The sequence below is a fragment of the Aquimarina sp. TRL1 genome, assembly GCF_013365535.1.
GTDB lineage: Bacteria > Bacteroidota > Bacteroidia > Flavobacteriales > Flavobacteriaceae > Aquimarina > Aquimarina hainanensis.
Genome location: NZ_CP053590.1, coordinates 4,167,186 through 4,190,532 on the forward strand (window position 1 = coordinate 4,167,186; position 23,347 = coordinate 4,190,532).

At 34.1% G+C, this 23,347-nt stretch carries 20 protein-coding genes; 7 read left to right on the top strand and 13 right to left on the bottom strand.

The window, feature by feature from the left end; genetic code table 11:
• Positions 1-30 precede the first annotated feature (30 nt).
• A complete protein-coding gene (locus HN014_RS17095; RefSeq protein ID WP_176030063.1) occupies positions 31-921 on the top strand; it encodes a M28 family metallopeptidase in 891 nt (296 codons plus the stop codon).
• Between the two features lie 42 nt (positions 922-963).
• On the opposite strand, the gene thrC is transcribed toward HN014_RS17095, so the two are convergent.
• From thrC to HN014_RS17115, 4 genes are all read right to left on the bottom strand, one after another.
• Entirely contained in the window at positions 964-2,253 is a 1,290-nt protein-coding gene (gene thrC / locus HN014_RS17100; RefSeq protein ID WP_176030064.1) for a threonine synthase, read from the bottom strand.
• A 6-nt stretch (positions 2,254-2,259) separates the two neighbouring features.
• Positions 2,260-3,183, bottom strand: coding sequence for a homoserine kinase (locus HN014_RS17105; RefSeq protein ID WP_176030065.1), 924 nt, complete (start codon positions 3,181-3,183; stop codon positions 2,260-2,262).
• A gap of 69 nt (positions 3,184-3,252) precedes the next feature.
• A complete protein-coding gene (gene thrA / locus HN014_RS17110) occupies positions 3,253-5,697 on the bottom strand; it encodes a bifunctional aspartate kinase/homoserine dehydrogenase I (protein WP_176030066.1) in 2,445 nt (814 codons plus the stop codon).
• A gap of 106 nt (positions 5,698-5,803) precedes the next feature.
• Positions 5,804-6,055 carry a hypothetical protein gene (locus HN014_RS17115; protein WP_176030067.1) on the bottom strand — a complete coding sequence of 84 codons (252 nt, stop codon included), beginning with the start codon at positions 6,053-6,055 and terminating at the stop codon, positions 5,804-5,806.
• Positions 6,056-6,239: 184 nt separating this feature from the next.
• Between HN014_RS17115 and HN014_RS17120 the strand changes: the two genes are divergently transcribed.
• Together HN014_RS17120 and HN014_RS17125 are read left to right on the top strand one after the other, a co-directional pair.
• The gene (locus HN014_RS17120) at positions 6,240-7,781 is read left to right on the top strand and encodes an NAD(P)H-hydrate dehydratase (protein WP_176030068.1); all 1,542 of its coding nucleotides are present in this window, start codon (positions 6,240-6,242) and stop codon (positions 7,779-7,781) included.
• Between the two features lie 113 nt (positions 7,782-7,894).
• Positions 7,895-8,758 carry an anti-sigma factor gene (locus tag HN014_RS17125; protein WP_176030069.1) on the top strand — a complete coding sequence of 288 codons (864 nt, stop codon included), beginning with the start codon at positions 7,895-7,897 and terminating at the stop codon, positions 8,756-8,758.
• 60 nt (positions 8,759-8,818) lie between these two features.
• Here the strand turns inward: HN014_RS17125 and HN014_RS17130 are convergent, their stop codons facing one another.
• Positions 8,819-9,715: a site-specific tyrosine recombinase gene (locus tag HN014_RS17130; RefSeq protein ID WP_176030070.1), complete on the bottom strand. Its 897-nt coding sequence runs from the start codon at positions 9,713-9,715 to the stop codon at positions 8,819-8,821.
• A gap of 69 nt (positions 9,716-9,784) precedes the next feature.
• On the bottom strand, positions 9,785-10,366 hold the full coding sequence (locus HN014_RS17135) for a porin family protein (protein WP_176030071.1): 582 nt from the start codon (positions 10,364-10,366) through the stop codon (positions 9,785-9,787).
• Between the two features lie 365 nt (positions 10,367-10,731).
• On the opposite strand from HN014_RS17135, the gene HN014_RS17140 reads away from it, so the two are divergent.
• Positions 10,732-10,905: a hypothetical protein gene (locus HN014_RS17140; protein ID WP_176030072.1), complete on the top strand. Its 174-nt coding sequence runs from the start codon at positions 10,732-10,734 to the stop codon at positions 10,903-10,905.
• 297 nt (positions 10,906-11,202) lie between these two features.
• On the opposite strand, the gene HN014_RS17145 is transcribed toward HN014_RS17140, so the two are convergent.
• The 3 genes from HN014_RS17145 to HN014_RS17155 form a co-directional block, all read right to left on the bottom strand.
• The gene (locus HN014_RS17145; RefSeq protein WP_176030073.1) at positions 11,203-12,429 is read right to left on the bottom strand and encodes a S8 family serine peptidase; all 1,227 of its coding nucleotides are present in this window, start codon (positions 12,427-12,429) and stop codon (positions 11,203-11,205) included.
• 633 nt (positions 12,430-13,062) lie between these two features.
• On the bottom strand, positions 13,063-14,292 hold the full coding sequence (locus tag HN014_RS17150) for a S8 family serine peptidase (protein WP_176030074.1): 1,230 nt from the start codon (positions 14,290-14,292) through the stop codon (positions 13,063-13,065).
• A gap of 706 nt (positions 14,293-14,998) precedes the next feature.
• Positions 14,999-16,213 (bottom strand): S8 family serine peptidase, encoded by a 1,215-nt coding sequence (locus HN014_RS17155; protein WP_176030075.1) that lies wholly within the window; start codon positions 16,211-16,213, stop codon positions 14,999-15,001.
• 619 nt (positions 16,214-16,832) lie between these two features.
• Between HN014_RS17155 and HN014_RS17160 the strand changes: the two genes are divergently transcribed.
• Both HN014_RS17160 and aroQ read left to right on the top strand, forming a co-directional pair.
• On the top strand, positions 16,833-17,462 hold the full coding sequence (locus HN014_RS17160) for a porin family protein (RefSeq protein WP_176030076.1): 630 nt from the start codon (positions 16,833-16,835) through the stop codon (positions 17,460-17,462).
• A gap of 31 nt (positions 17,463-17,493) precedes the next feature.
• Positions 17,494-17,910, top strand: coding sequence for a type II 3-dehydroquinate dehydratase (gene aroQ, locus HN014_RS17165; protein ID WP_176030077.1), 417 nt, complete (start codon positions 17,494-17,496; stop codon positions 17,908-17,910).
• Positions 17,911-17,985: 75 nt separating this feature from the next.
• Here the strand turns inward: aroQ and lpdA are convergent, their stop codons facing one another.
• From lpdA to HN014_RS17185, 4 genes are all read right to left on the bottom strand, one after another.
• Positions 17,986-19,377: a dihydrolipoyl dehydrogenase gene (lpdA, locus tag HN014_RS17170; protein WP_176030078.1), complete on the bottom strand. Its 1,392-nt coding sequence runs from the start codon at positions 19,375-19,377 to the stop codon at positions 17,986-17,988.
• 169 nt (positions 19,378-19,546) lie between these two features.
• Positions 19,547-20,065: a hypothetical protein gene (locus HN014_RS17175; protein WP_176030079.1), complete on the bottom strand. Its 519-nt coding sequence runs from the start codon at positions 20,063-20,065 to the stop codon at positions 19,547-19,549.
• Positions 20,066-20,229: 164 nt separating this feature from the next.
• Positions 20,230-20,721 carry a peptide-methionine (R)-S-oxide reductase MsrB gene (gene msrB / locus HN014_RS17180; RefSeq protein ID WP_176030080.1) on the bottom strand — a complete coding sequence of 164 codons (492 nt, stop codon included), beginning with the start codon at positions 20,719-20,721 and terminating at the stop codon, positions 20,230-20,232.
• Between the two features lie 59 nt (positions 20,722-20,780).
• Positions 20,781-21,650: an alpha/beta fold hydrolase gene (locus HN014_RS17185; protein ID WP_176030081.1), complete on the bottom strand. Its 870-nt coding sequence runs from the start codon at positions 21,648-21,650 to the stop codon at positions 20,781-20,783.
• Positions 21,651-21,833: 183 nt separating this feature from the next.
• Here HN014_RS17185 and HN014_RS17190 point away from each other — a divergent pair, with 183 nt between their 5' ends.
• A complete protein-coding gene (locus HN014_RS17190; protein WP_176030082.1) occupies positions 21,834-23,324 on the top strand; it encodes a DEAD/DEAH box helicase in 1,491 nt (496 codons plus the stop codon).
• The last annotated feature ends 23 nt before the right edge of the window (positions 23,325-23,347 follow it).

Consider the following 23,347-nt stretch of genomic DNA (forward strand, 5'->3'; position numbering starts at 1 on the left):
GGGAAAAAGGTTTAAAGCAAAATGTTTAATATGAAAATGTGTGATTATAAGAAGGTACTTTTACTATTATTGATATTATTGTTTCAGTTTTCTTTCTCTCAGGAGGGGGGAACCAAGTATGAAGCTGACATTATTAACTTCCAAAAAGAAGTTGTTGCTAAGCTTACGGGACATAAACCTATAAAAGGTAAAAAGAAGTTAACAAGTAGAGCGAGTTCTTCAGAGAGAAAAACAACAGCAGATTTTTTGTTTAATTCATTAAAAGATATTGGATTAAGTCCCAAGCGACATTCCTATGATGCGCAGGACAGTAAAGGAAAGCAATATAGTGGAGTAAATGTATATGCAGAAATAGAAGCTACAAATGGGAGTGATGAATATGTAATTCTAACAGCTCATTATGACACGGCAAAAGGAAGTCCGGGAGCCGTACATAATGCTACTGGAGTAGCTCTTATGTATTATGTAGCAAATAAATTGATGGGACTTTCTGAGAGAAACCGCAATTTTATGATTGTATTTTTTGATCAGCAAGAAGCAAATATGGCTGGTTGCAAAATATTTTCAAGTAAGTTGAAGAAAGATGAAACAAAAGTACATTCCATGCACAGAGTAGATTATATTGGATGGGATAATGATGAAGATCGTGCTATTGAATTATTAACATCGAATATAGGATTAGAATCCTTGTATAGAAGTGAAGCAACAAGACCTGTGTTTAAGCGATTGGTTGCAACACCAGAAAGTAGAGTTTTTTCTAATTTAGGTTTTGAAACAATAACAATTACAGCCGAATTAAAAAACGGAGATAACTCGCCATATGCGCATCAAACAGCAGATAAATATACGACGGTAAACTTTTTATACCTTGTGTATGTCTCAGAGGTTGTTTTTAAAGTAATGAGGTCATTATCTTATTAGATAAGTTATATTACCAAATAAAATAGAAAAAAGTTCTTACTACTATTGTAGTAAGAACTTTTTTAATTCATCATAACTTTTAATATGAATACTTTTTTTCTCCTTATTCATCACTTTTCTTATCTGGGTAGGAATCTCTACAGTAGTATTAATAGTTGATTCTACGGTATCCAGGAACTTGACAGGGTGTGCAGTCTCTAAAAAAATTCCGTATTGATTGTCGGTAAGCGTATGTTCTTTTAGTCCCATATATCCAATGGCTCCATGTGGATCTGCAATATACTTAGTAGTATTATAAACTGCTTTCATAGTCGCTTTTGTTTGTTCATCATCAAAGCTATATGCAGAAAAATCATCCTTTAGTTCATGGAAATTGTTATTGAACAATTGTTGTATTCTTACAAAATTACTAGGATTGCTTACATCCATGGCATTAGAAATAGTTGCTTTGGATGGTTTTGGATCATATTTTTCGGATTGAAGATACCTAACAACTGTATCATTGACATTGGTAGCAGCTATAAAATGTTTTACAGGTAATCCAAGTTTGTTCGCAACAATACCAGCACAAATATTTCCAAAATTACCACTTGGAACAGAAAAAACGATTTCTTTTCCTTTTTGTTTAACTTGTTTATATGCAAACATAAAATAAAACAATTGAGGAAGCCATCGGGCAACATTAATTGAATTAGCAGATGTTAGTTGTTTTACAGAGGAGATTTCTTCATCTAAAAAAGCGGTTTTCACCATATCCTGACAATCGTCAAAGACTCCTTCGACTTCTAATGCCGTAATGTTCTGACCGAGAGTTGTCAATTGTTTTTCTTGAATATCGCTTACTTTTCCAGAAGGATATAAAATAACAACATCCACACCTTTTACACCGAGAAACCCATTTGCTACAGCCCCTCCTGTATCTCCTGATGTTGCAACCAGTACAGTAACTTTATTGTTGTTATTTTGGTTAAAATACCCAAGACAACGCGCCATAAACCGGGCTCCAACGTCTTTAAATGCCATTGTAGGACCATGAAATAACTCAAGGGTTCCTATATTATCTTCAATTTCTACTACCGGAAAATCAAAACTCAGTACGTCTTTGAGAATATCTCTTAATTCGGTTTCAGGGATTTCATCTCCAATAAACTGCTTAATTGATTGATAGGCAATTTCTACCGTATCTAATGTTTCAATATTTTCAAAGAACGAAGCAGGTAATGGTTGTATGTTTTCTGGAAAATAAAGCCCTCTGTCCGGGGCTAATCCTTTTACAACAGCTTCAGCAAAACTTACAGAAGGTGCATTGTTATTCAGACTATAGTAATTCATGTATTTTTAATTAAGTATTCGTATTCCCTGATCGTTAATTTTTGATACATGAATATCAAAATCAAGACCTGTTTTAGTATAGATTTTTTCAATTTCTGAGGCTACTTTTTGAGCCGTATCGATCCCTTTGCATAAAGAAAATATAGAAGGACCGGAACCGGAAATTCCAGCGCCTAATGCGCCATTGGATAGGGCAGCTTCTTTCACAGTTTGGAATTCAGGAATTAGAATAGATCGCAATGGTTCTATGATTACATCTTCTAAACTTCTTCCTATTAATTCATAGTTTTCGGTAAATAAACCAGTAACTAAACCTCCGACATTACCCCATTGATGAATTGCTTTAGTCAATGGGACAGTATGTTTAATAACCGATCTGGAATCGGAGGTTTTTACTTCGATTTGCGGATGAATTACTGTCATAAATAAATCCTGGGGAGTATTCAGCTTTAAGACATCCAAAGGAGAATAACTTCGTACAAGTGTAAAACCTCCAAGAAGAGCAGGAGCCACATTATCTGCATGTGCATTTCCACTGGCTAATTTTTCTCCTTCCATTGCAAAAGAAATTAATTCAGTAGGAGAGAAAGGGCTACCCAGTAGTTTATTTACAGCCCATACTGCTCCTGCACTACTAGCTGCACTACTACCAATACCACTTCCTGCTTTAATCTTTTTGTATATCTCGATGTGAATACCGACATCCTTACCTAATTTTTGCAGGAGGGCCTCTACAGCTACTCCTGCTACATTTTTATGAGTTTCCATAGGAAGGTCCGCACCTTCAATTTTCGTGATTTTAATACCAGGTTCTGCTACTTTTGAAATAATCATTTCATCACCTACCGTATCGAGGCAGCATCCCATGACATCAAAACCACAGGAGAGGTTGGCTACCGTTGCCGGAGCAAAAATTTTTAGAGAATCCATTATTGGTCTTGTGTTTTTAAATCCATATTTATTAGTACTTAAACGCTATTTTGGGGATTCGCATTTTTTTTAATTTTTACCGATTCGGATAATATCTGCAAAAATACCAGAGGCAGTTACATCAGCTCCGGCTCCGGCTCCTTTGACAATTAATGGTTGTTTTGGATAACGATCTGTATAGAATAAAACGATGTTATCACTTCCTTCCAGATTGTAAAAAGGATGGTCTGCTGGAATATACTCCAGACCTACTTTTGCTTCTTCTTCAGAATATTGAGCGACATATTTCAATCTGCAGGATTCTTTATTTGCCTTCTCCAGAATGTTTGAAAAATGTGCCTCATTAGTTTTTAATGAATCAAAGAAGAGGGGGACATTTTCTGTATCCAGACTTTCCTGAGGTAAGAAAGCTTCTTTCTTAATATCTTCCAGTTCCAAAACACGACCACTTTCTCTGGCAAGGATTAAAATTTTTCTTGCAACATCAACACCACTCAAATCTATTTTAGGATCTGGTTCTGTATATCCTTGTTCCTGTGCTTCTTTTACTACATCGTGAAAAGAAACTCCTTCTTTATAATTGTTGAATACAAAGTTTAAACTTCCGGATAAAACAGCTTGGATTTTATGAACATGATCCCCAGAAGCAATTAAATTATTTAAGGTATCAATAATTGGTAAGCCGGCACCTACATTAGTTTCATATAAGAAAGGGGCATTGAATTTTCTGGATAATTCCTGTAATTCTTCGTAATTAACATAATCGTCTGCACAAGCAATTTTATTGCAGGTTACTACAGCCATACTCTCAGCTAAGTATTTTTTGTAAACTCTGGCAATATTAGGATTTGCAGTATTATCTACAAATATAGAGTTACGCAGGTTCATTTCTTTTGCTTTTTCAAAAAATGCATCAGCATTAGCTTCTTCTCCCTGAGCCAGTTTTTCTTCCCAATTACTTAATTTAATTCCTGATTCGTCGAAAATCATTGTTCTTGAATTAGAAATAGCAACTACCCGTATTTTTAATCGAAGTTTATTTTTTAAATACTCTTTTTGCTGGCTTAATTGCTCCATTAGTTTACTACCTACATTTCCTACTCCGGTAATAAACAGATTCAATTGTTTTGTTTTGACTTCAAAGAATTGTTCATGGAGAATGTTTAGTGCTTTTTTTACATCCTTTTTTTCTATAACTACAGAAATGTTTTTTTCTGATGCTCCTTGAGCAATTGCTCTGATATTTACATTGTTTTTGCCAAGTGTGCTAAACATTTTTCCACTTAGTCCCTGATGCTTATACATATTATCACCTACCAGTGCGATAATGGCGATGTCGTTTTCTATTTTTACAGGAGCTAATTTGTGCTTGGAAATCTCAAATTCAAATACACTATCTAGTGCAGCTTTTGCTTTTGAGGCTTCTGATTTTTCAATAGCCAGACATATAGAATGCTCAGAAGAGGCTTGCGTAATTAGAATCACATTGATATTTTCTAAAAACAGTGTTTCGAACAATCGCTTAGAAAATCCGGGAATGCCTACCATGCCACTTCCTTCCAGTGATAAAATAGCGATATCATCGATATGGCTGATTCCTGTTACAGCTTTTTGACTTCCAGCCAATTCACGCGTGATTAAAGTTCCGTTATTTTCAGGATCAAAAGTGTTTTTTATAACAATTGGAATATCTTTTTCTAAGACAGGATGTATGGTAGGAGGGTAGATTACTTTTGCACCAAAATGGGATAGTTCCATAGCTTCCTGATATGTGATATGTGCTACAGGTTTTGCTTGTTTTACTAATTTTGGATTAGCAGTGTACATTCCACTTACATCTGTCCATATTTGTAATTCTTCTGCATTAATTGCAGCTGCTATTATAGCAGCAGTAAAATCAGACCCACCTCTACCTAGTGTAGAAGGTTCTCCTTCTTTTGTTCTGGATATAAATCCTGGAAATAAAGTGATTTTATGTTTGTTATTCGTGTGTAATGAATTGATTCTGGCATTGGTTTCTTCATAATCTACCATTACTTTTTGCTGATCTCCTGTAATAATAAATGCTCTGGAGTCTTGTAGACTACAATCGATTTCCTTTACTTTCATAGCTTCTGCAATGATATAGGAGGACAATAGCTCTCCGAATCCAGCAATAACTGCAGCTGTCTTTGGGGATAACTCTTTTAGTAAAAAGATTCCTTCGCATATGGATTCCAGCTTATTTAATTCTGATCGAACTTTACTGATTATAGCACTTTGAGAAACAATAGGAATAAGCCCTTTGACTGTTTCCATATGTCTCTCATCAATAGTTTTTAAGGTGTTTTTGTAGTTATTATCATTGGTAGAAGCTTCATTCCCTGCCTGTAATAACAAGTCTGTAATGCCTCCAAGAGCAGAAACAACAACATATACTTGTTGTTTATTTGATTGATCATTAATAATTTCGATGACCTTGTCTATCGTTTTTGCATTTGCTACTGAGGAACCTCCAAATTTTAGAACCTTCATGATTATGTATGTGTGTTGGTGTTTATAAAATTATAGTTTGCGTTTCGGCATTTCTTTTTAGAATTGCGTACTTCTTCTCCGGTGGTGATATGTATACAATAAACCCCTAAGGGGTAATAGTTGTAATAATAGTAGAAGTAGTAATGCCAAATGTATGAATAGAGCAGCCCGTAGTTGCTGTGGTAGCAACTTTTGTAGCGATATTAAATTCCGATATGGAAAGACTGCTTAACATTTGTTTTTTATAATTTCTTGGATCAAAAGTATAATTTTGTTCTTTTGTGGCAAAATAAAAAGAATGACTTTCTTTTATTTTTATTAATTCGATAAAGAATTGATTGATTTTTTTGTTAATCAATAAAAAAGTCTAAAATTCAACAAGAAGAGACTTCTTTTTCTTACTGAATGTTTTATAAATTGAAGAAAAAAAAGCTATTATTGACATAGTAAAAGGGAATAAAAAATAAATAAAGGAATTAAAAACAAGATATCAAGGACTCAATTGATCATATCAGTGAGTAAAAAATAACATAATAATTAGGATGAAGATATACTCTCCAGAACAAATGAGAAAAGCAGACGAAGCTACGATGCAGACACATCAGATTAGTTCGTCTCAATTAATGGAACATGCAGCGACACAAATTTTTAATTTGTTACATCAGCGATTACAGGGGGCTCCTATACCTATTCATGTATTTTGCGGGTTAGGAAATAATGGAGGAGATGGTTTGGTAATCTCCAGATTGTTACAAGAGCACGGGTATCATGTTAAAACATATATAGTTAATTTTAGTGATAACCGATCTGCATTATTTTTGGAAAAATACGATCGTCTCAAAAGTGTATCAAAGGAATGGCCTACTCAGTTAAAATGCGAAGAAGATTTTCCTGAAATCAGAAAAGAAGATATGGTCATAGATGCCATTTTTGGGATAGGATTGAATAGACCGATTGTTCCCTGGGTAACCTCTTTGATCAAGCATATTAATAACTCCAGATGTTTTACATTATCAGTAGATGTCCCTTCGGGCTTGTATTCTAATAAAGCACCTGATGATAGAGAAGGAGTGATTTATGCATCGGTAACGGTAACTTTTCAATTACCAAAATTAGTCTTCTTCCTGCCAGAGACCGGACAGTATACTCAAGAATTAGAGGTGATAGATATAGGTTTGGATAGAAATTTTATTATGAGTACTCCGGGAGTTGCTGAGTTAATTAGTAAAAATGAAGTGTTAGCATTGTACAGACCTAGACATAAGTTTGCTCATAAAGGATCTTACGGTCATTCTTTATTGATCGGAGGATCTTATGGAAAAATAGGTAGTGTTCAGTTAGCAACCAAAGCATGTTTACGATCAGGAGCTGGTCTGGTAACTGCATATCTGCCGGAATGCGGATATGATAGTCTGCAAACTGCAATTCCGGAAGCAATGGTTATTACCGATGAAGAAGACGATTATCTGACAAAGATTACGTTAGAAAAACACTATAATGCAATTGGTATTGGAGTAGGAATGGGGACAGCCGAGAAAACAATTGCTGCTTTTGCAGATTTCCTGGGATCAAATAAAAATCCTTTGGTAATTGATGCGGATGCTATAAATATGATAGGAATTGCTCCTGAACTATTAGAAAATATACCTCCTAAAACGGTTTTTACTCCTCATCCCAAAGAGCTACAACATCTTATAGGAACCTGGAAAGATGACTTTGAAAAACTAGAAAAGACCAAAGAATTTTCGAGTAAATACGACTGTGTTGTAGTAATAAAAGGAGCGAACACAATTACCGTTTATAAAGAAGATTTGTATGTTAATACTTCGGGTAATCCAGGAATGGCTACTGCAGGATCAGGAGATGTGTTGACAGGAGTTATTACCGGGATGATTTCTCAAGGATATGATCCGGTTACGGCAGCAGTCTTTGGAGTGTACCTTCACGGAAGTGCAGGAGATATTGCATTGCAACAGAGAGGGTACCAAGGATTAATTGCAGGTGATATTATAGAACATATAGGACATTCGTTTATAGAGCTTTTTAAGGCACCTCCTCAACCACAACAACAAGCGCAGACTTAAAAAGAGTGGTTTTAATAAAGAATTATGTTAATAAATACAATTTTAAGATTTCAATAATGTTATAAAGAAGAACAATATTTATAACTTTGAAAGTGATAAAAAAAGCGAAAAGGATGATACAAAAAATCAAATCAATTACTCTTGCCTTATTAGCAGGGGCTGTAGTAGCATGTTCTGGTGATGATGATAGTGCACCGCCAACCGCTACTTTGACACTGGATACTATTGGATTAGAAGCATTGACAGGAGGTACTTCTTATCAAGGATGGCTGGTAGTAGAAGGAAAAGTGGTTCCTACAGAAAAATTTACAGATCCTGCTGGAAAAAAGACGTTTACGCTCTTGGCTTCAGACCTGGAAAAAGCTACTGAATTTTCTATAACAATCGAGCCAGTAGGGGATTCGGATAATACTCCGTCGAAGGCTAAAATATTAAAAGGAACTTTTTCTGGAAATTCAGCACAATTAGACTTTAACTCCGTTGTAGGGAATTTATCAAATACATCTGGAGAATTCTTTTTGGATACCCCAACAGATACTGATCCATCAAATCAGGAATTTGGGATTTGGTTTATGAAAGGTTCGGGAGCTGGATTGGTATTACCAGAATTAGGAGAAGGATGGCGATATGAAGGTTGGGTTGCATTTGATAATGTAACAGTTTCTACAGGGACCTTTTCCAAAGTAGATGTTACCGATGATGCTAATTTTTTTAAAGGATCAGGGGGGACAGTTCCAACTTTTCCGGGAGAAGATTTCCTAGTGAAACCAAGTCAGATTCCATTGACAGGAATTATTTTCCCAGCTTCTGTAGTAGGAAAAAAAGTATATATAACAGTCGAACCTTATGAAGATAATGATCCGAAACCATTCTTTATAAAACCACTAAGTGGAACTGCTGGACTTACTGTAGGATCAAATAATCCTGTGCAGATGTCTTCAAATAATGCGGTGCCTACGGGAAGAGTTACCCGATAATTAATACTTTCAAAAATAGTTTAGAAAAAGATCACTCTTGTATTAATAGAGTGATCTTTTTTATCTTCTGGGATGATAGGTGTTTATGATTTCTGTGAGGTGAGTACGATCCATGTGCATGTAAATCTCAGTAGTAGTGATACTTTCATGCCCTAACATTAACTGGATAGCTCTAAGGTCAGCTCCGTTTTCCAACAGATGGGTAGCAAATGAATGACGAAATGTATGTGGGCTAATACTTTTCTGAAGCGACGTTTTCTCTGCCAGACGTTTGACAATTGTAAAGATCATAGCCCGGGTTAATTGCCGACCTCTTCTATTTAAAAACAAAATGTCTTCATGACCTTTTTGTATTGGAAGATGCACTCTTGATTCATTCTTGTAGATGGTTATAAATTTTTGAGTAGTCTCCCCAATAGGGATAAACCGTTGCTTGTTTCCTTTACCAATAACACTGATATAACCTTCTTCAAAAAATAAATTGGATAACTTTAGGTTTGTTAATTCGCTAACTCGCAATCCACAACCATACAGTGTTTCTATAATTGCTCTGTTTCGCTCTCCTTCTGCAATGCTTAAGTCGATTGCGTTTATCAGCATGTCTATTTCTTCTACAGATAAGGTGTCTGGAAGTTTTCGTCCTATTTTAGGGGCTTCGATTAATTCCATTGGGTTTGTCTCCCGGTATTCTTCAAAAACTAAATAATTAAAAAAGCTTTTGAGACCTGATATGACTCTGGATTGAGACCTCTCATTTAGGATTTTGGCAATTTCATAGATAAACTGCTGGAGAATTTCTTTTTCAATAGTGATTGGACTTACTTGTAGCTTTCTGTTTTCTAAAAAGATAAGCAGTTTTTTTATGTCCAGGGAGTAACTATGAATTGAGTTTTCGGATAATCCTCTTTCTATTTTTAGATAATATGTATAATCTTTGATCGCATGTTCCCATTTCATCGGACTAATATATAAAAGAAAAACCACCTTAACTAAGGTGGTTTTTTCTATTACTATAGTGATGTACTATTAGAACTTGTATACAAGACCAAAATTGATATCATCAAGGTTAACACCAATATTAAAATTATCAGTAGATTCTGCTCCACTTACATCTTGCTTAAATGTACGGTAGTTTAATGCACCCCATGTAGCCTCGATAGCGAAGTTTTTGTTTAAGAAATAGTTTACTCCTGGAGCAAATCCAATTCCAAATCCGTTAAATTTAGTATCTCCATTTCCTACTTCTACTTTTCTAGTGTTATAGTCTAATCCTAATTCCGCAAAAACAGAGAATTTTGTAGCAGGAGTAAAGTAATAACGTCCAAATGCACCAATAGTGAATTCGTTAGTTTTGATTTCAGGATCATTACCATTTTCCTGTTTTCTAGAAGTGAATCCTAATTTTGCTCCTGCGGCAATATTTTCTGTAAGAAAGTATGCAGCTCTTGGAGAAAAGTTAAAAGAGTTGTCTTTTACATCTCCAGTAGATTCAGAATTAAATCCGAAAGACCCTGATACGAAGCTACTCCCTTTAGTAAATCCTTCTTCCTGAGCATTCGCAAATGTAAATGCTAAAACTGCTAGTGCAGTGAACATTAATTTTTTCATAATAAGTAATAATAAAGTTTATAATTTACAAATCGAAGCTAGGGATTCCAGAAGAATTAAAATGTGAAAAAAAGTCTAAAATTCCCATTTTAACACAGTTGGATTTCTTTTAAAAAGATGAAGATTTTGATGTCTTTTTTTTAATATAAAATTGCTTTTTTGTTAATATTACTATGGTTTTTCGCATTTGTTAAAGAAACTGCATTTTAGAGGAAAGGTGTAATTTTTTTGATTTTGAAGAATTTATAAAAATTAAGTTTTTTTTAAGATTTGTTGCGATGTTTTCGAATTTCTGTAGGTACAATTTTTTATCATTTTTAATAAAATAGGTTTGTAGCAAAACAACTATTAAAATTTTATTGAAAATGATTTCAAAAGTGATTTTAGAAGCTATGTTAATTGTAGGAATCACAACCATGAATGCGCAAGAAGACAGGGGGTGCTTTGGGGTTAAAACAGGATTGAATTTATCGAGTATACATGATGATTATACAGACAATATTAAAACAAGAGTCAGTATTCTTTTGAGGTTAATTTAGGTTTGAGATATCAACCAGAATCCGAAATTTTCTTTGATGTATTATATACTATTGGTTTATCGAATATTAATGATGATAGTGGAATAGGAGAAAAAAGTCAAAATGAAACTTTTCAATTCTCTGTAGGATATAAGTTTTAATCAAAGGAAATTACTTGATTATAATTAATATATCTATTAATGTTTAAAAGAGTTTATTTTGATGTAGTTAGTTGCTAAAAAGAGACTGGGGGGTTCCCAGTCTCTAAAATCTATCTGTTTATTTCAACTTATTAAAGAATAAACATGTAGATAACTACTATCTTGTTGCGATTGGCGCAGTATATCCTCCTTTTCTAACAGAACCGTCTCTACCGATACTATTTCCTCTAAGAAGTAAAATTCCGGCAACGTGTGGAGATGCCATTGAGGTTCCGCTAATGTTTTTATATCCTCCATTAATCCATGTAGACCATACTCCTGTTCCTGGTGCCCAGCAATCTACACTTCTTCCATAACAAGAACCTCCTGCTGCACGATCTCTATTGGTCATGTTTCCAACTACCCATGTTCCACGAGTTTGTAGAAGTTGTGGAGAGTAGTATTGTGTATCATCATTACTATTTCCGGCAGCCATCGCTCCATATACAGCATTACCAAGAGCTCTGAAAGCGTTATCAATAGACCTAACAATTTGTCTATTTCTAAAACCTACACTATAATTCCAGGTATCCCCACGTCTAGCATTTCTGGCAACATAATCCGCTCCAGCAATTGAAGCTGAAACTGGAGCACTTCCTCTGTTATCAAAGATTCTTACAGCCACTACCGTAGCATCATGTGCAACGCCAACAACTCCGCTACCATTCATTTTAGCAGCCACTGTACCAGCAACATGTGTTCCATGACCATTTGTGTCTCTCCAGGTAGTTCCAGATACAAATGTTCTACTTCTTCTGGTATCTATATTTAAGTCAGAGTGTGGAGCAATACCTGTATCGATGATCCAACAAGTTCTTCCTCTACCATTGGCTCTACCAACTCTGTTAATCCCCCATGGTTGATAATCCCCTGAATTAAGATACCCTCCATATGTTACAGCTTTTGATTGTTCTTCTGTAGCAGGAAGTTGCTCTGAAGAATCAAGAACTTTGTAGTCCAGCTTGGTTACATAGTTAGGCTCAACATAAGCTATATCCGGATCATCTTTTAATAATTCCGCCTTTTTAGCCGATACGTTTTTTACAGAAAAACCTTGCAGGACATCTGCATAGGTGAACTCCTGATTTTCGCTTTTGATTCCATATTTCTTCATAATTTTGGCTGACTTATTCTGAATAGCAGCTTTATCTCCTTTTAAGGACTTCTCAGAATTGAATACGATAACGTAACTTCCTGATATAGCGTGTTCAGGACCTATTAAAGTGTTCGTGGAATCTGTTAAACCGTTTTCATCGATGTTTGTGTGTTCAATGTCTTTTTCACAACTGATAATTGAAAAAGCAAGTACCGTCGCGATACCTAATTTTCTAAAATGAGTTTTCATTATTGAGTTTGTATTTAAGTTAGGTATCAAAAATAGAAATAAGATACCATTAATAAAATGAGGTGATTACGTAATGACTATAAGATTATTAGTGAAGGAAAGTAAAAAAGGTACTGATAATAAGGTGATTAAATTGTAATTGCAACTTCTTTGCATTATTGATTTACAACTACTTAGCAGCATTTTAAGTTTTAGAAAAAAATACCTTTTTTTAACAAAAAATGTTAAATTACACAACAGTGTTTTTAACATAAATTTAACGTAAATTATGTTTTGTTTAACAAAAAATAAATACGTTATTCTTGCTTTTTTATTGGTTTAAACTAGTTTTTTTATGTGTTTTTTTTAAAAAGAGGAGTAAAAAAATGCAAATTAAATATTTAATTAGTTGTTTTTGTGACATTTATTAAAATAAAAGGGGTTGTGTTTCTTAAAAATTTTATGCCGTATTTTATTTGGCAATCTAATGTATATACTCGTTAAATTTCTTAGAATTATTATGAGTTTATTTTGAGTAGTTTCATTAATTAGATTACTAGCAATAACAAAAAAAAGAGGTTAGAGTCTTCCCTAACCTCTCTGAATCTATTTGTTTATTTTCAACTTATTAAAGAATAAACATTTAGATAACTACTATTTTGTTGCGATAGGAGCAGTGTATCCTCCTTTGCTTACAGAACCGTCTCTACCGATACTATTTCCTCTAAGAAGTAAGATTCCTGCTACATGAGGAGAAGCCATAGAAGTTCCGCTTATTTTTTTGTATCCGCCATTTATCCACGTAGACCATACTCCAGTTCCTGGAGCCCAGCAATCAACACTTTGACCATATGAAGAACCTGAATTAGAACGATCTCTGTTAGTCATATTTCCAACTACCCATGTTCTGCTAGTTTGTAAGTTCTGAGGAGAGTAATATTGTGTATCGTCATTACTATTTCCTGCGGCCATTGCTCCGTATGCTTGTCTTTCTAATTTTCTGAAAGCATCATCGGTGGTTCTTGATATATGACGTGATCTAGTTCCAATACTATAATTCCAAGTATCACCAGATCTGGCATTTCTCATTACGTAATCCACACCTGCAAGAATACCAGAGTTACTACCAGTTCCTCTAGCACCAAGAACCTTAATAGCTACAACAGTAGCACCATGAGCAACACCAACAACTCCGCGACCATTCATTTTAGCAGCAACCGTACCGGCAACATGTGTTCCATGTCCATTTAGATCTGACCAAGAGTTTTCTCCTCTTACAAAACTTCTACTTCTATTCGTGTCAATATCTAAGTCGTTATGTGGAGCAATACCAGAATCAATGATCCAGGAGGTTTTTCCTTGACCATTCGATCTACCTACTCGTTTAATTCCCCATGGTTCATAATCTCCAGAACTTAGATACCCACCGTTTGTTACTGCTTTTGATTGCTCTTCAGTAACAGGAAGTTGGTTAGAAGAATCTAGAATTTTGTAATCTAATTTGGTAACATAGTTAGGTTCGATGTAAGCTATATCAGGATCATTCTTTAATAATTCTGCCTTTTTAACAGATACGTTTTTTACAGAAAAACCTTGTACGGCATTTGCATAGGTGAATTCCTGATTTTCGCTTTTGATCCCATACTTCTTCATGATTTTTGCTGACTTATTCTGGATAGCAGCTTTGTTTCCATTTAAGGATTTGTCAGCATTGAAGACGATAATGTAACTACCGGATATAGCATGTTCCGGTCCTACTACTGTGTTAGTTGGATCTGTTAAACCGTTGTCGTCGATGACTGTGTGTTCAGCGTCTTTTTCACAGCTGAAAATTGAAAAAGCAAGTACTGATACAATACCTAATTTTCTAAATTGAGTTTTCATTATGAGTTTGTTTTAAGTTATGAGTCAAAAGTAGAAAGAAGATATCGTTCATAAAATGAGGTAATTGCGTAACTAGAGTAAGGGGAAGGATTAAATATTCTAAAAAATCAAAGGAAAAAAAAACAGCGATTTTTTTATTGCAACTTCTTTGTTTTATTGATTTGCAGTTACTTAGGAGATTGCGTATAAATGTTTCAAATTTCTGATTCTAATGCGAATAAATTGCACTTAGTGAATGTGCAGTAGGTAAAATATTTAACTCTTTTTAATTCTTTTTTTGTGTTTTTAACAAAAAATAAGATAAATAAGTATTGTTTTTTTATAGAAAAAAAGTGTTTTCAGGTTGTTTTTTTAATGTTTTTATAAAAATAAATAGGAGTTTTATCTAAAAAGAAAGTTTTTAGCGTGTAAATAATAATAATTTAATGTGTTTTTGTTTGTGTAAGAGGTTACTATAGAATGAGTTCAATAAACATTTAGTTTGAGGTGTTTTGATAACCTTACTGCAAAATAGATGATTTAGAGATTCTTTATGTTAAAAAAGAATTGACTTTATAATTCTAAAAGAGAGTCCTAAGAAGGTAAAATAAGAATAGGGATAGAAAAATAAAAGACTCTTTGAATAATCAAAGAGTCTTTTTTTGTTATTTCATTATTAGTTTTAAAGATAAGAGAAATCGTTATATAATAATACTATATAATGAGATTATTTTGTAGCAATTGGAGCAGTGTATCCTCCTTTGGTAACAGAACCGTCTCTACCGATACTATTTCCTCTAAGAAGTAAGATTCCTGCTACATGAGGAGAAGCCATAGAAGTTCCACTTATTTTTTGGTATCCGCCATTTATCCACGTAGACCATACTCCAGTTCCCGGAGCCCAGCAATCAACACTTTCTCCATAGCAAGAACCTCTTGCTGCACGATCTTGGTTAGTCATGTTTCCAACTACCCATGTTCTTTCAGTCTGTAACAGTTGTGGAGAGTAGTATTGGGTATCGTCATTGCTGTTTCCTGCTGCCATTGCTCCGTATACGGCATTACCAAGAGCTCTGTAAGCGTTATCAATAGATCGTACAGTTTGTCTATTTCTAAATCCTACACTGAAATTCCAAGTATCGCCTGGTTCTGCATTTTTAGCTACATAATCGGCTCCAGCTATCATAGCAGAAACGGGAGCATTTCCATTGTTGTCAAATATTCTGACAGCTACTACTTTAGCTCCATATGCAACACCAACAACTCCACTACCATTCATTTTAGCGGCAACTGTACCGGCAACATGTGTTCCATGTCCATCGGTATCCTGCCATGTGGTTCCATATACGAATGTTTTACTTCTTTGTGTATCTATGTCTAAGTCAGAATGAGGAGCAATACCAGAATCAATGATCCAGCAGGTTTTTCCTTGACCATCTGATCTACCTACTCGTTTAATTCCCCATGGTAAAAAATCACCAGAATTTAATTCACTGTCATATGTAACTGCTTTTGATTGCTCTTCAGTAACTGGAAGTTGATTAGAAGAATCAAGGATTTTGTAGTCTAATTTGCTAACATAATTAGGCTCTATGTAAGCTACATCTGGGTCATTTTTTAACAATTCTGCCTTTTTTGCAGATACGTTTTTTACAGAAAAACCTTGTAATGCACTTGCATAGGTGAATTCCTGATTTTCACTTTTGATTCCATACTTGTTCATGATCTTTGCTGACTTATTCTGGACGGCAGCTTTATTTCCTTTTAAGGATTTATCAGTATTGAAGACCACAATATAACTACCGGATATGGCATGTTCTGGTCCTACCACCGTTGTTAATCCGTTGTCGTCCATGGTTACTTGTTCAGCATCTTTTTCACAGCTGAAAATTGAAAAAGCAAGTACTGATACAATACTTAGTTTTCTAAATTGAGTTTTCATTATGAGTTTGTTTTTAAGTTATGAGTCAAAATTAGAAAGAAGATTGCGTTGCTAGAATGAGGAAATTACGTACTGGGAATAGGGGGGAAGTATTGAATAGTATAGTTAGTACCAAAGAGATGATAGTAATGCTTCTAAATAGTGGCTTCTTTTAGCTATTCATTTTTAGTTGTTTATAAAGATTATTGTATGGGATTAAACATTCTGATTCTGATACAAATGTATTGCTCCTAATGAATCTGTGATTGGAGGGATATTTAACTCTTTTTAATTCTTATTTTTTGTTTTTAACAGGAAGTAATGAGTTTTTGTATCTTTTTTAATATAAGAAAAGAGCGTTTTGAGACTGTTTTTTTGAAAAAATGAAGAGGATAAATATGATTTTCTTCCAGGTAGAAGGTTTTTATAGAGCAATAGATAATAAGATATGTTTTAAATTCAGAGAATAACAGTTTGAAATAGATTAAAAAATTTCAGCTATAAAATAGTATTTTGACCTTGAAAAATATCTGAATACAAATAGGAGGTAGGAAAATTGACTTTAAAATAAAAAATAGAGCTACATTTGATGAAGATAATTGTTACGAATAGTTACGTTATGTACATAAAAAGAAATCAAATGAATAAATATATCTTGCCTTTATGTGTTTTTTTTCTATTAATAGCTAATAGAGGTCAATCGCAGGAAGAGGATGAAGTTTTATATGCGAGAGCTGGTTTTAAAACAGGAGTAAACTACAGTAATCTTACAGGAGATATCTCTAATCCCGAGGGAAGAGTACGAATGCATCTTGGTGCGGTTATAGAATTTCCGATTGTGAATCGTTTTTTCGCACAGTTAGAATTATTTTATTCAGCACAGGGAGCGATAGTAGATATAGCTACGGTAGAAAACAAAATAAGTCTTAACTATTTGAGCTTGCCAATCATATCCAAATATTACATAACGGAGAATATAAGTTTAGAGACAGGTCCTCAGTTTAGTTTATTGAGTACAGCAAAAAATTCAGCCACAGAAGATGCAGATAATGATTTTTTTGATCAGGTAAATTCTTTTGATTTTAGTTGGGGAGTAGGGGCTTCTTACAGACTAGAAAGTGGCTTGTTTTTTCAGGGGAGGTATGTACTTGGTTTGACTAATATTAATAAGGAATCAGTAACTCCTTCTAATGATAAGAATTCTGTTATCCAATTATCGGTTGGTTATTTGTTTAAAACTAAAAATAACAGAAGAAGAGATCTGGAATAAGGGATTAATGACCATCCTAAAATAAATAAAAATGAAACTATTAATTCTTAACGGACCTAATTTAAATTTATTAGGAAAACGAGAACCGGGAATATACGGGAGTGAGACGTTTGAAGATTTTTTTGAAAAATTACAGAAACAAAATGATCAGGTTTCCCTTTTTTACGAACAATCAAATATAGAGGGAGAAATTATCACAAAGATACAGGAAGCAGATGGGGTGTATGACGGAGTGATTCTGAATGCCGGGGCTTACACACATACTTCAATTGGTATAGGAGATGCTATGAAGGCAGTATCTGTGCCTGTTGTAGAGGTTCATATCTCTAATACATTTGGCAGAGAGTCCTTTAGACATCAATCGTATTTATCACCAAATGCAAAAGGGGTTATTTTAGGATTCGGAATGCAGAGTTATCAATTAGCGATTACTAGTTTTTTATCTTAAAATATAAAGTAAAACATCATAAAAAAACTCCTTGAGAAATAATCAAGGAGTTTTTTAGTATATCGTTTTTGTATATTAAATATGAATTACTTCATCATATGCATCAGCGACAGCTTCCATAACAGCTTCACTCATTGTAGGGTGAGGGTGAATCGCTTTTAATACTTCATGTCCAGTTGTTTCTAGTTTTCTACCGAGAACAGCTTCTGCAATCATATCGGTAACACCAGCACCAATCATATGACATCCCAGCCACTCTCCATATTTAGCATCAAAAATAACTTTCACAAATCCGTCTTTGTTTCCTGCAGCACTTGCTTTTCCTGAGGCAGAGAACGGAAATTTTCCAACTTTTATTTCATATCCGGCTTCTTTAGCTTGTTTTTCAGTCATTCCTACACTAGCAATTTCAGGACTTGCATATGTACACCCAGGGATATTACCATAATCGATAGCTTCTGTATGAACTCCTGCAATTTTCTCAACACAAGTAATTCCTTCTGCAGAAGCGACATGTGCTAATGCAGGTCCAGGAACTACATCGCCAATTGCATAGATACCAGGAATATTAGTTTGATACCAGTCATTGACTACAATTTTATCTCTATCTGTAGCAATTCCTAATTCTTCTAATCCGATATTTTCTATGTTTGTTTTAATTCCTACTGCAGATAGTACGATATCTGCTTCCAGAATTTCTTCTCCTTTTTTAGTTTTTACTGTTGCTTTAACACCATCTCCACTCGTATCAACACTTTCTACCGAAGAATTGGTCATTACTTTTATTCCTGACTTTTTGAAACTACGCTCAAATTGTTTAGAAACATCTTCATCTTCTAATGGAACTAAATGAGGAAGGTATTCAACAATGGTTACTTCTGTACCCATAGCATTGTAGAAATGAGCAAACTCAACACCGATAGCTCCTGATCCAACAACGATCATTTTTTTCGGCTGTGACTTTAATGTCATTGCTTCTCTATATCCAATTACCTTTTTTCCATCCTGTGGGAGGTTTGGTAATTCTCTGGATCTGGCACCTGTAGCAATGATTATATGTTTTGCCTCATAATCTTTAGCAGCACCATCCTTATCAGTAACAGTAACGGTATTATTTGATTTTAGTTTCCCAAATCCTTCAATAACATCAATTTTATTCTTCTTCATAAGGAACTGAACTCCTTTGCTCATTCCTCCAGCAACATTACGACTACGTTTTACGACAGCATCAAAATCTTTATCAAAGCTTTCTACTTTAAGTCCATAATCAGAAGCGTGTTTTAAGTAATCAAATACTTGTGCACTTTTTAACAAAGCTTTTGTAGGGATACATCCCCAGTTCAAACATACTCCTCCTAGATTTTCTTTTTCAATTATAGCGGTTTTAAACCCCAATTGAGATGCACGAATTGCTGTTACATACCCACCTGGTCCGCTTCCTAATACTATAATATCATATGCGCTCATAAATGTCGATTTTTTTCGGACACGAATTTACGGATAATTAAGGGAATCGAAAAGGGAAATCTACCTGCAGTGAATACGATTGTATCAGTAATATTTTCAAAAAAATAACACTATCTGATAGATAGTGTTAAAATTTTGTGTTTTTATGTTTTTTTATTTAGTGCTTTTATTAATCTAATGAAACTTTAGAGATGTTGTTTTCATTGATTTTTAGTGCAGATAATACTGAATGTAAGTTTTTTAAGTTTACAGAATTACTATTTGCAAAATTAGCAGGAACAACTACAATTCTAAACACTTGTCTGTTAATGTATTCTGCTGATAACGCATCAATATTATCATTCTCTAGTATAATATCTACATCCCCAAGTGTAAAATTATAACGATAAATTAATGTAGAACCATCATCAAAAAATATAGTCGCAGTAGGTAGAGGTTCCCAAACATCCAACCCGTTATCTTGTGCCTCCAGACGATATACAAGAACCACATCAGATTTCACAATATTATTAGGAAATGTAAAACGAACAGAATTTTCTTGTGCGGAAAAATTAGTTTCTAATTCATAAGTAGCTCCAATAGTATCATTGTCTATAAAATCATGATCGTGAATATCGTCATCATTGATAACACATGAAGAGGTTAGGAACAATAAAAATAAGGATAGAAGTTGTATGCTATTTTTCATAAAAAAGAATTTTAACTTAAATGTACTTTTCTATAAACAATAAGTGTTCCAAAAATGAGGTAATCAAATTATTAGAAGCACATGTAAAAGGAAATCATGTGTTTTTTGCATAGAATATCGTTACTTTTATTAGGTATAGGCCCTGGTATTAATATTAGTTTCTGTTACTGGTCTTTTTTTTCAGGGATGAATTGCAAAGCACCTCCATTAATACAATGTCGTTTTCCGGTTGTTTCTCTGGGACCATCATTAAACATATGACCTAAATGACCTCCACAAGTAGCACATAAGAGCTCAATACGGGTGTATCCAATTTTATTATCAGAGCTATATGCAATATTGCCTTTTACTGCACGATCAAAACTAGGCCATCCTGTACCACTATTAAATTTATGTTTGCTCTTATAAAGAGGAGTGTCACAGGCTGCACAATGAAAAGTACCTTTTTCATAAACTTTGTTTAATGGGCTGGAGAAAGGACGTTCTGTACCGGCTTGTCTCAGGATATAATATTGCTCAGAAGTCAATATTTTCTTCCATTCTGCATTTGTTTTATTGATTTTATAACGTGGTGGCTCTTTTTTTTCTGTTTTTTGAGCATTTCCATTGCATCCTAAAGAAAGGCATATAATAAGAAGATAAGCTAGTTTGTTCATATGATTATATCGTTTATTAAAGTTTAGATATAGTTATAGTCGAAGTGCCGGCTATAACATTACGCCTCTATAAAGGATATTATTTTATCAATAACGCCGCTATTTCCTAAAATTTTACGATGTCCGAGTTTTTCTGTGATAAGTAACTGACTTCCTTTTAATACTTGATGTATTTCATGAGCAGCACTATAATGAACATCTACATCATTTTTATCGTGAATAATAAGTGTGGGTATGCTTACCTCTTTGGCAGATACTGCTCCTGAATAATTATTCATGTCTTCTCCAAACTTTTTATCAAAGTAAGCCTTCATGATTGTTGCTACTTTTTGATCCAATTGCATATTTCTTACAAAGTTTTTTGTAATAGCGGTAATACTATTGGCAGTTCCAATGATAATAAGCTTCTTTACTGGAAGTCGGTCTTTAGATGCTCTTAGAAGGGACATACCTCCGAGTGAGTGCCCAATTGCTGCGTGAAAAGGCCCATGTGATTTTTCTAGTTGGTGTATAGCTTCTATAAAGTAGGGCATCATACTTCGTTTTCCCCTGGCTTTTCCATGTGCTGGAGCATCAAAACTCACGGTACTATAACCGTTTTGTAGTAATCGCTCAGCAATAATTGATAATTGTGTTCCGCTTCCAGACCAGCCATGAACTAGTAAAACTTTCTTTTTTGAAGCACCGTATACATAAACATTGATTTCTTTTTGAATACTCTCGATTATTATTTTATGTTGCGAGCTGTTCTGATCCATTTTCTTTTCCCGATTTGGCATTTTATAAGGAAAAGGAGTCAAAAATAATCTAGCGGCAAATCTAGAAGCTAAAAAAGGAGATACTCTATTAAGAAATTTGCCAAAATATAAGATAGGTTTAGGAACTAATAAAGCCTGAACAGGAATTTTATCATGATTGTTTTTAGCCATCGAATTGTATACTAAGAATACATGTTTATAAAAAATAAAGGTGTAATGATACTTATTATTTTAGAATTATCGTTAAGAGTACGAAATATAAATAGTTAATTCCTTTATATAACTTTATAAAGTCCTTAATTTTGTAACTTATTTTTAATGAGAATCAAAAAGGGGAAACCCCAGTGATATCTAATGAACCGAAAAAAAGAATTATACGACTATCAACAACGGGATATAGATAAGATTTTTAAGCGTCTTAATGAATTTCCTGAAAATTATAACCTCCTGTACCAATTACCCACTGGTGGCGGGAAAACAGTTATATTTTCGGAGATGGTGCGTCGGTATACAGAACGAACTGAGAAAAAAGTAGTAATTCTTACACATAGAATAGAGTTATGTGGTCAGACTTCTAAGATGCTTAATGAGTTTGGTGTAAATAATAAAATCATCAATAGCAATGTCAAGGAGCTAAACGACCAGGATGAATATGCCTGTTTTGTAGCGATGGTTGAGACATTGAATAATCGGTTAAATGAAGAACAATTAGAATTAAAAAATGTCGGACTGGTTATTATAGATGAAGCACATTATAATTCTTTTAGAAAACTGTTTAAGTTTTTTGAAAATTGTTTTATTCTGGGAGTAACCGCAACGCCGTTAAGTTCTAATATGAAGCTTCCGATGAAGGATAATTATCAGGAACTTATAGTAGGTGATACTATCCAGGAGCTTATAGATAAAGGGTTTCTTGCCGTTCCGGTAACTTATACCTATGATGTTGGTTTAGGGTCGTTAAAAATAGGAATGAATGGGGATTATACAGTAAAGTCTTCTGAAGATCTGTATACAAATATGATGATGCAGGATAAACTGCTAAAGGCCTATGAAGAACGATCAAAAGGTAAAAAGACTTTGATCTTTAATAATGGAATTACAACATCTGTTCACGTATATGATACATTCTTGAGAGCAGGATATCCTATACGACATTTAGATAATACGAATACAAGACAGGAGAGAGAGGACATTCTAAAATGGTTTAAACACACAGATAATGCAATTTTGACTTCTGTAAGTATATTAACGACAGGTTTTGATGAGCCATCTGTAGAATGTGTGGTCCTCAATAGAGCGACTAAATCTCTTACCCTATATTTTCAAATGATTGGTCGGGGATCTCGAATATTAACTGATAAATCAGAGTTTACAATCATTGATTTGGGAAATAATACAGCAAGATTCGGGCTGTGGAATGCCAATGTGGATTGGCAATTGATTTTTAGATCTCCTGATTTTTACTATGAAAACCTGATAGGGGATGAGGAGATTGAACGAAATTTTAAATATGTTTTTCCTGAAGAGATTCGTAAAAAATTTGGAAACTCGGTTGATATTGAATTTGATATTGAATCAGAGTATGCCAAGACAAAACGATTTGGTTTACGAAGTAAAAGTGTTTTAGATAAGTCTATAGAGCAACATGCTAAGATGTGTGCAGAGAATAGTGAAGATGTCTTTGATGCGAGAATTTTAAGTAAATTACTAGATAAGGATATAGAGTATCGGGTAAGACGTTACTCTTATTGCATTAGTAAAAGCACGAAGAATTATAGAGATTGGCTGCAAGAGGATTATGAACGGAAATTAAGAAGCAGAATAAACCAATTGTTTACAGATTAGAATACAAACCCGAAAACATTTTG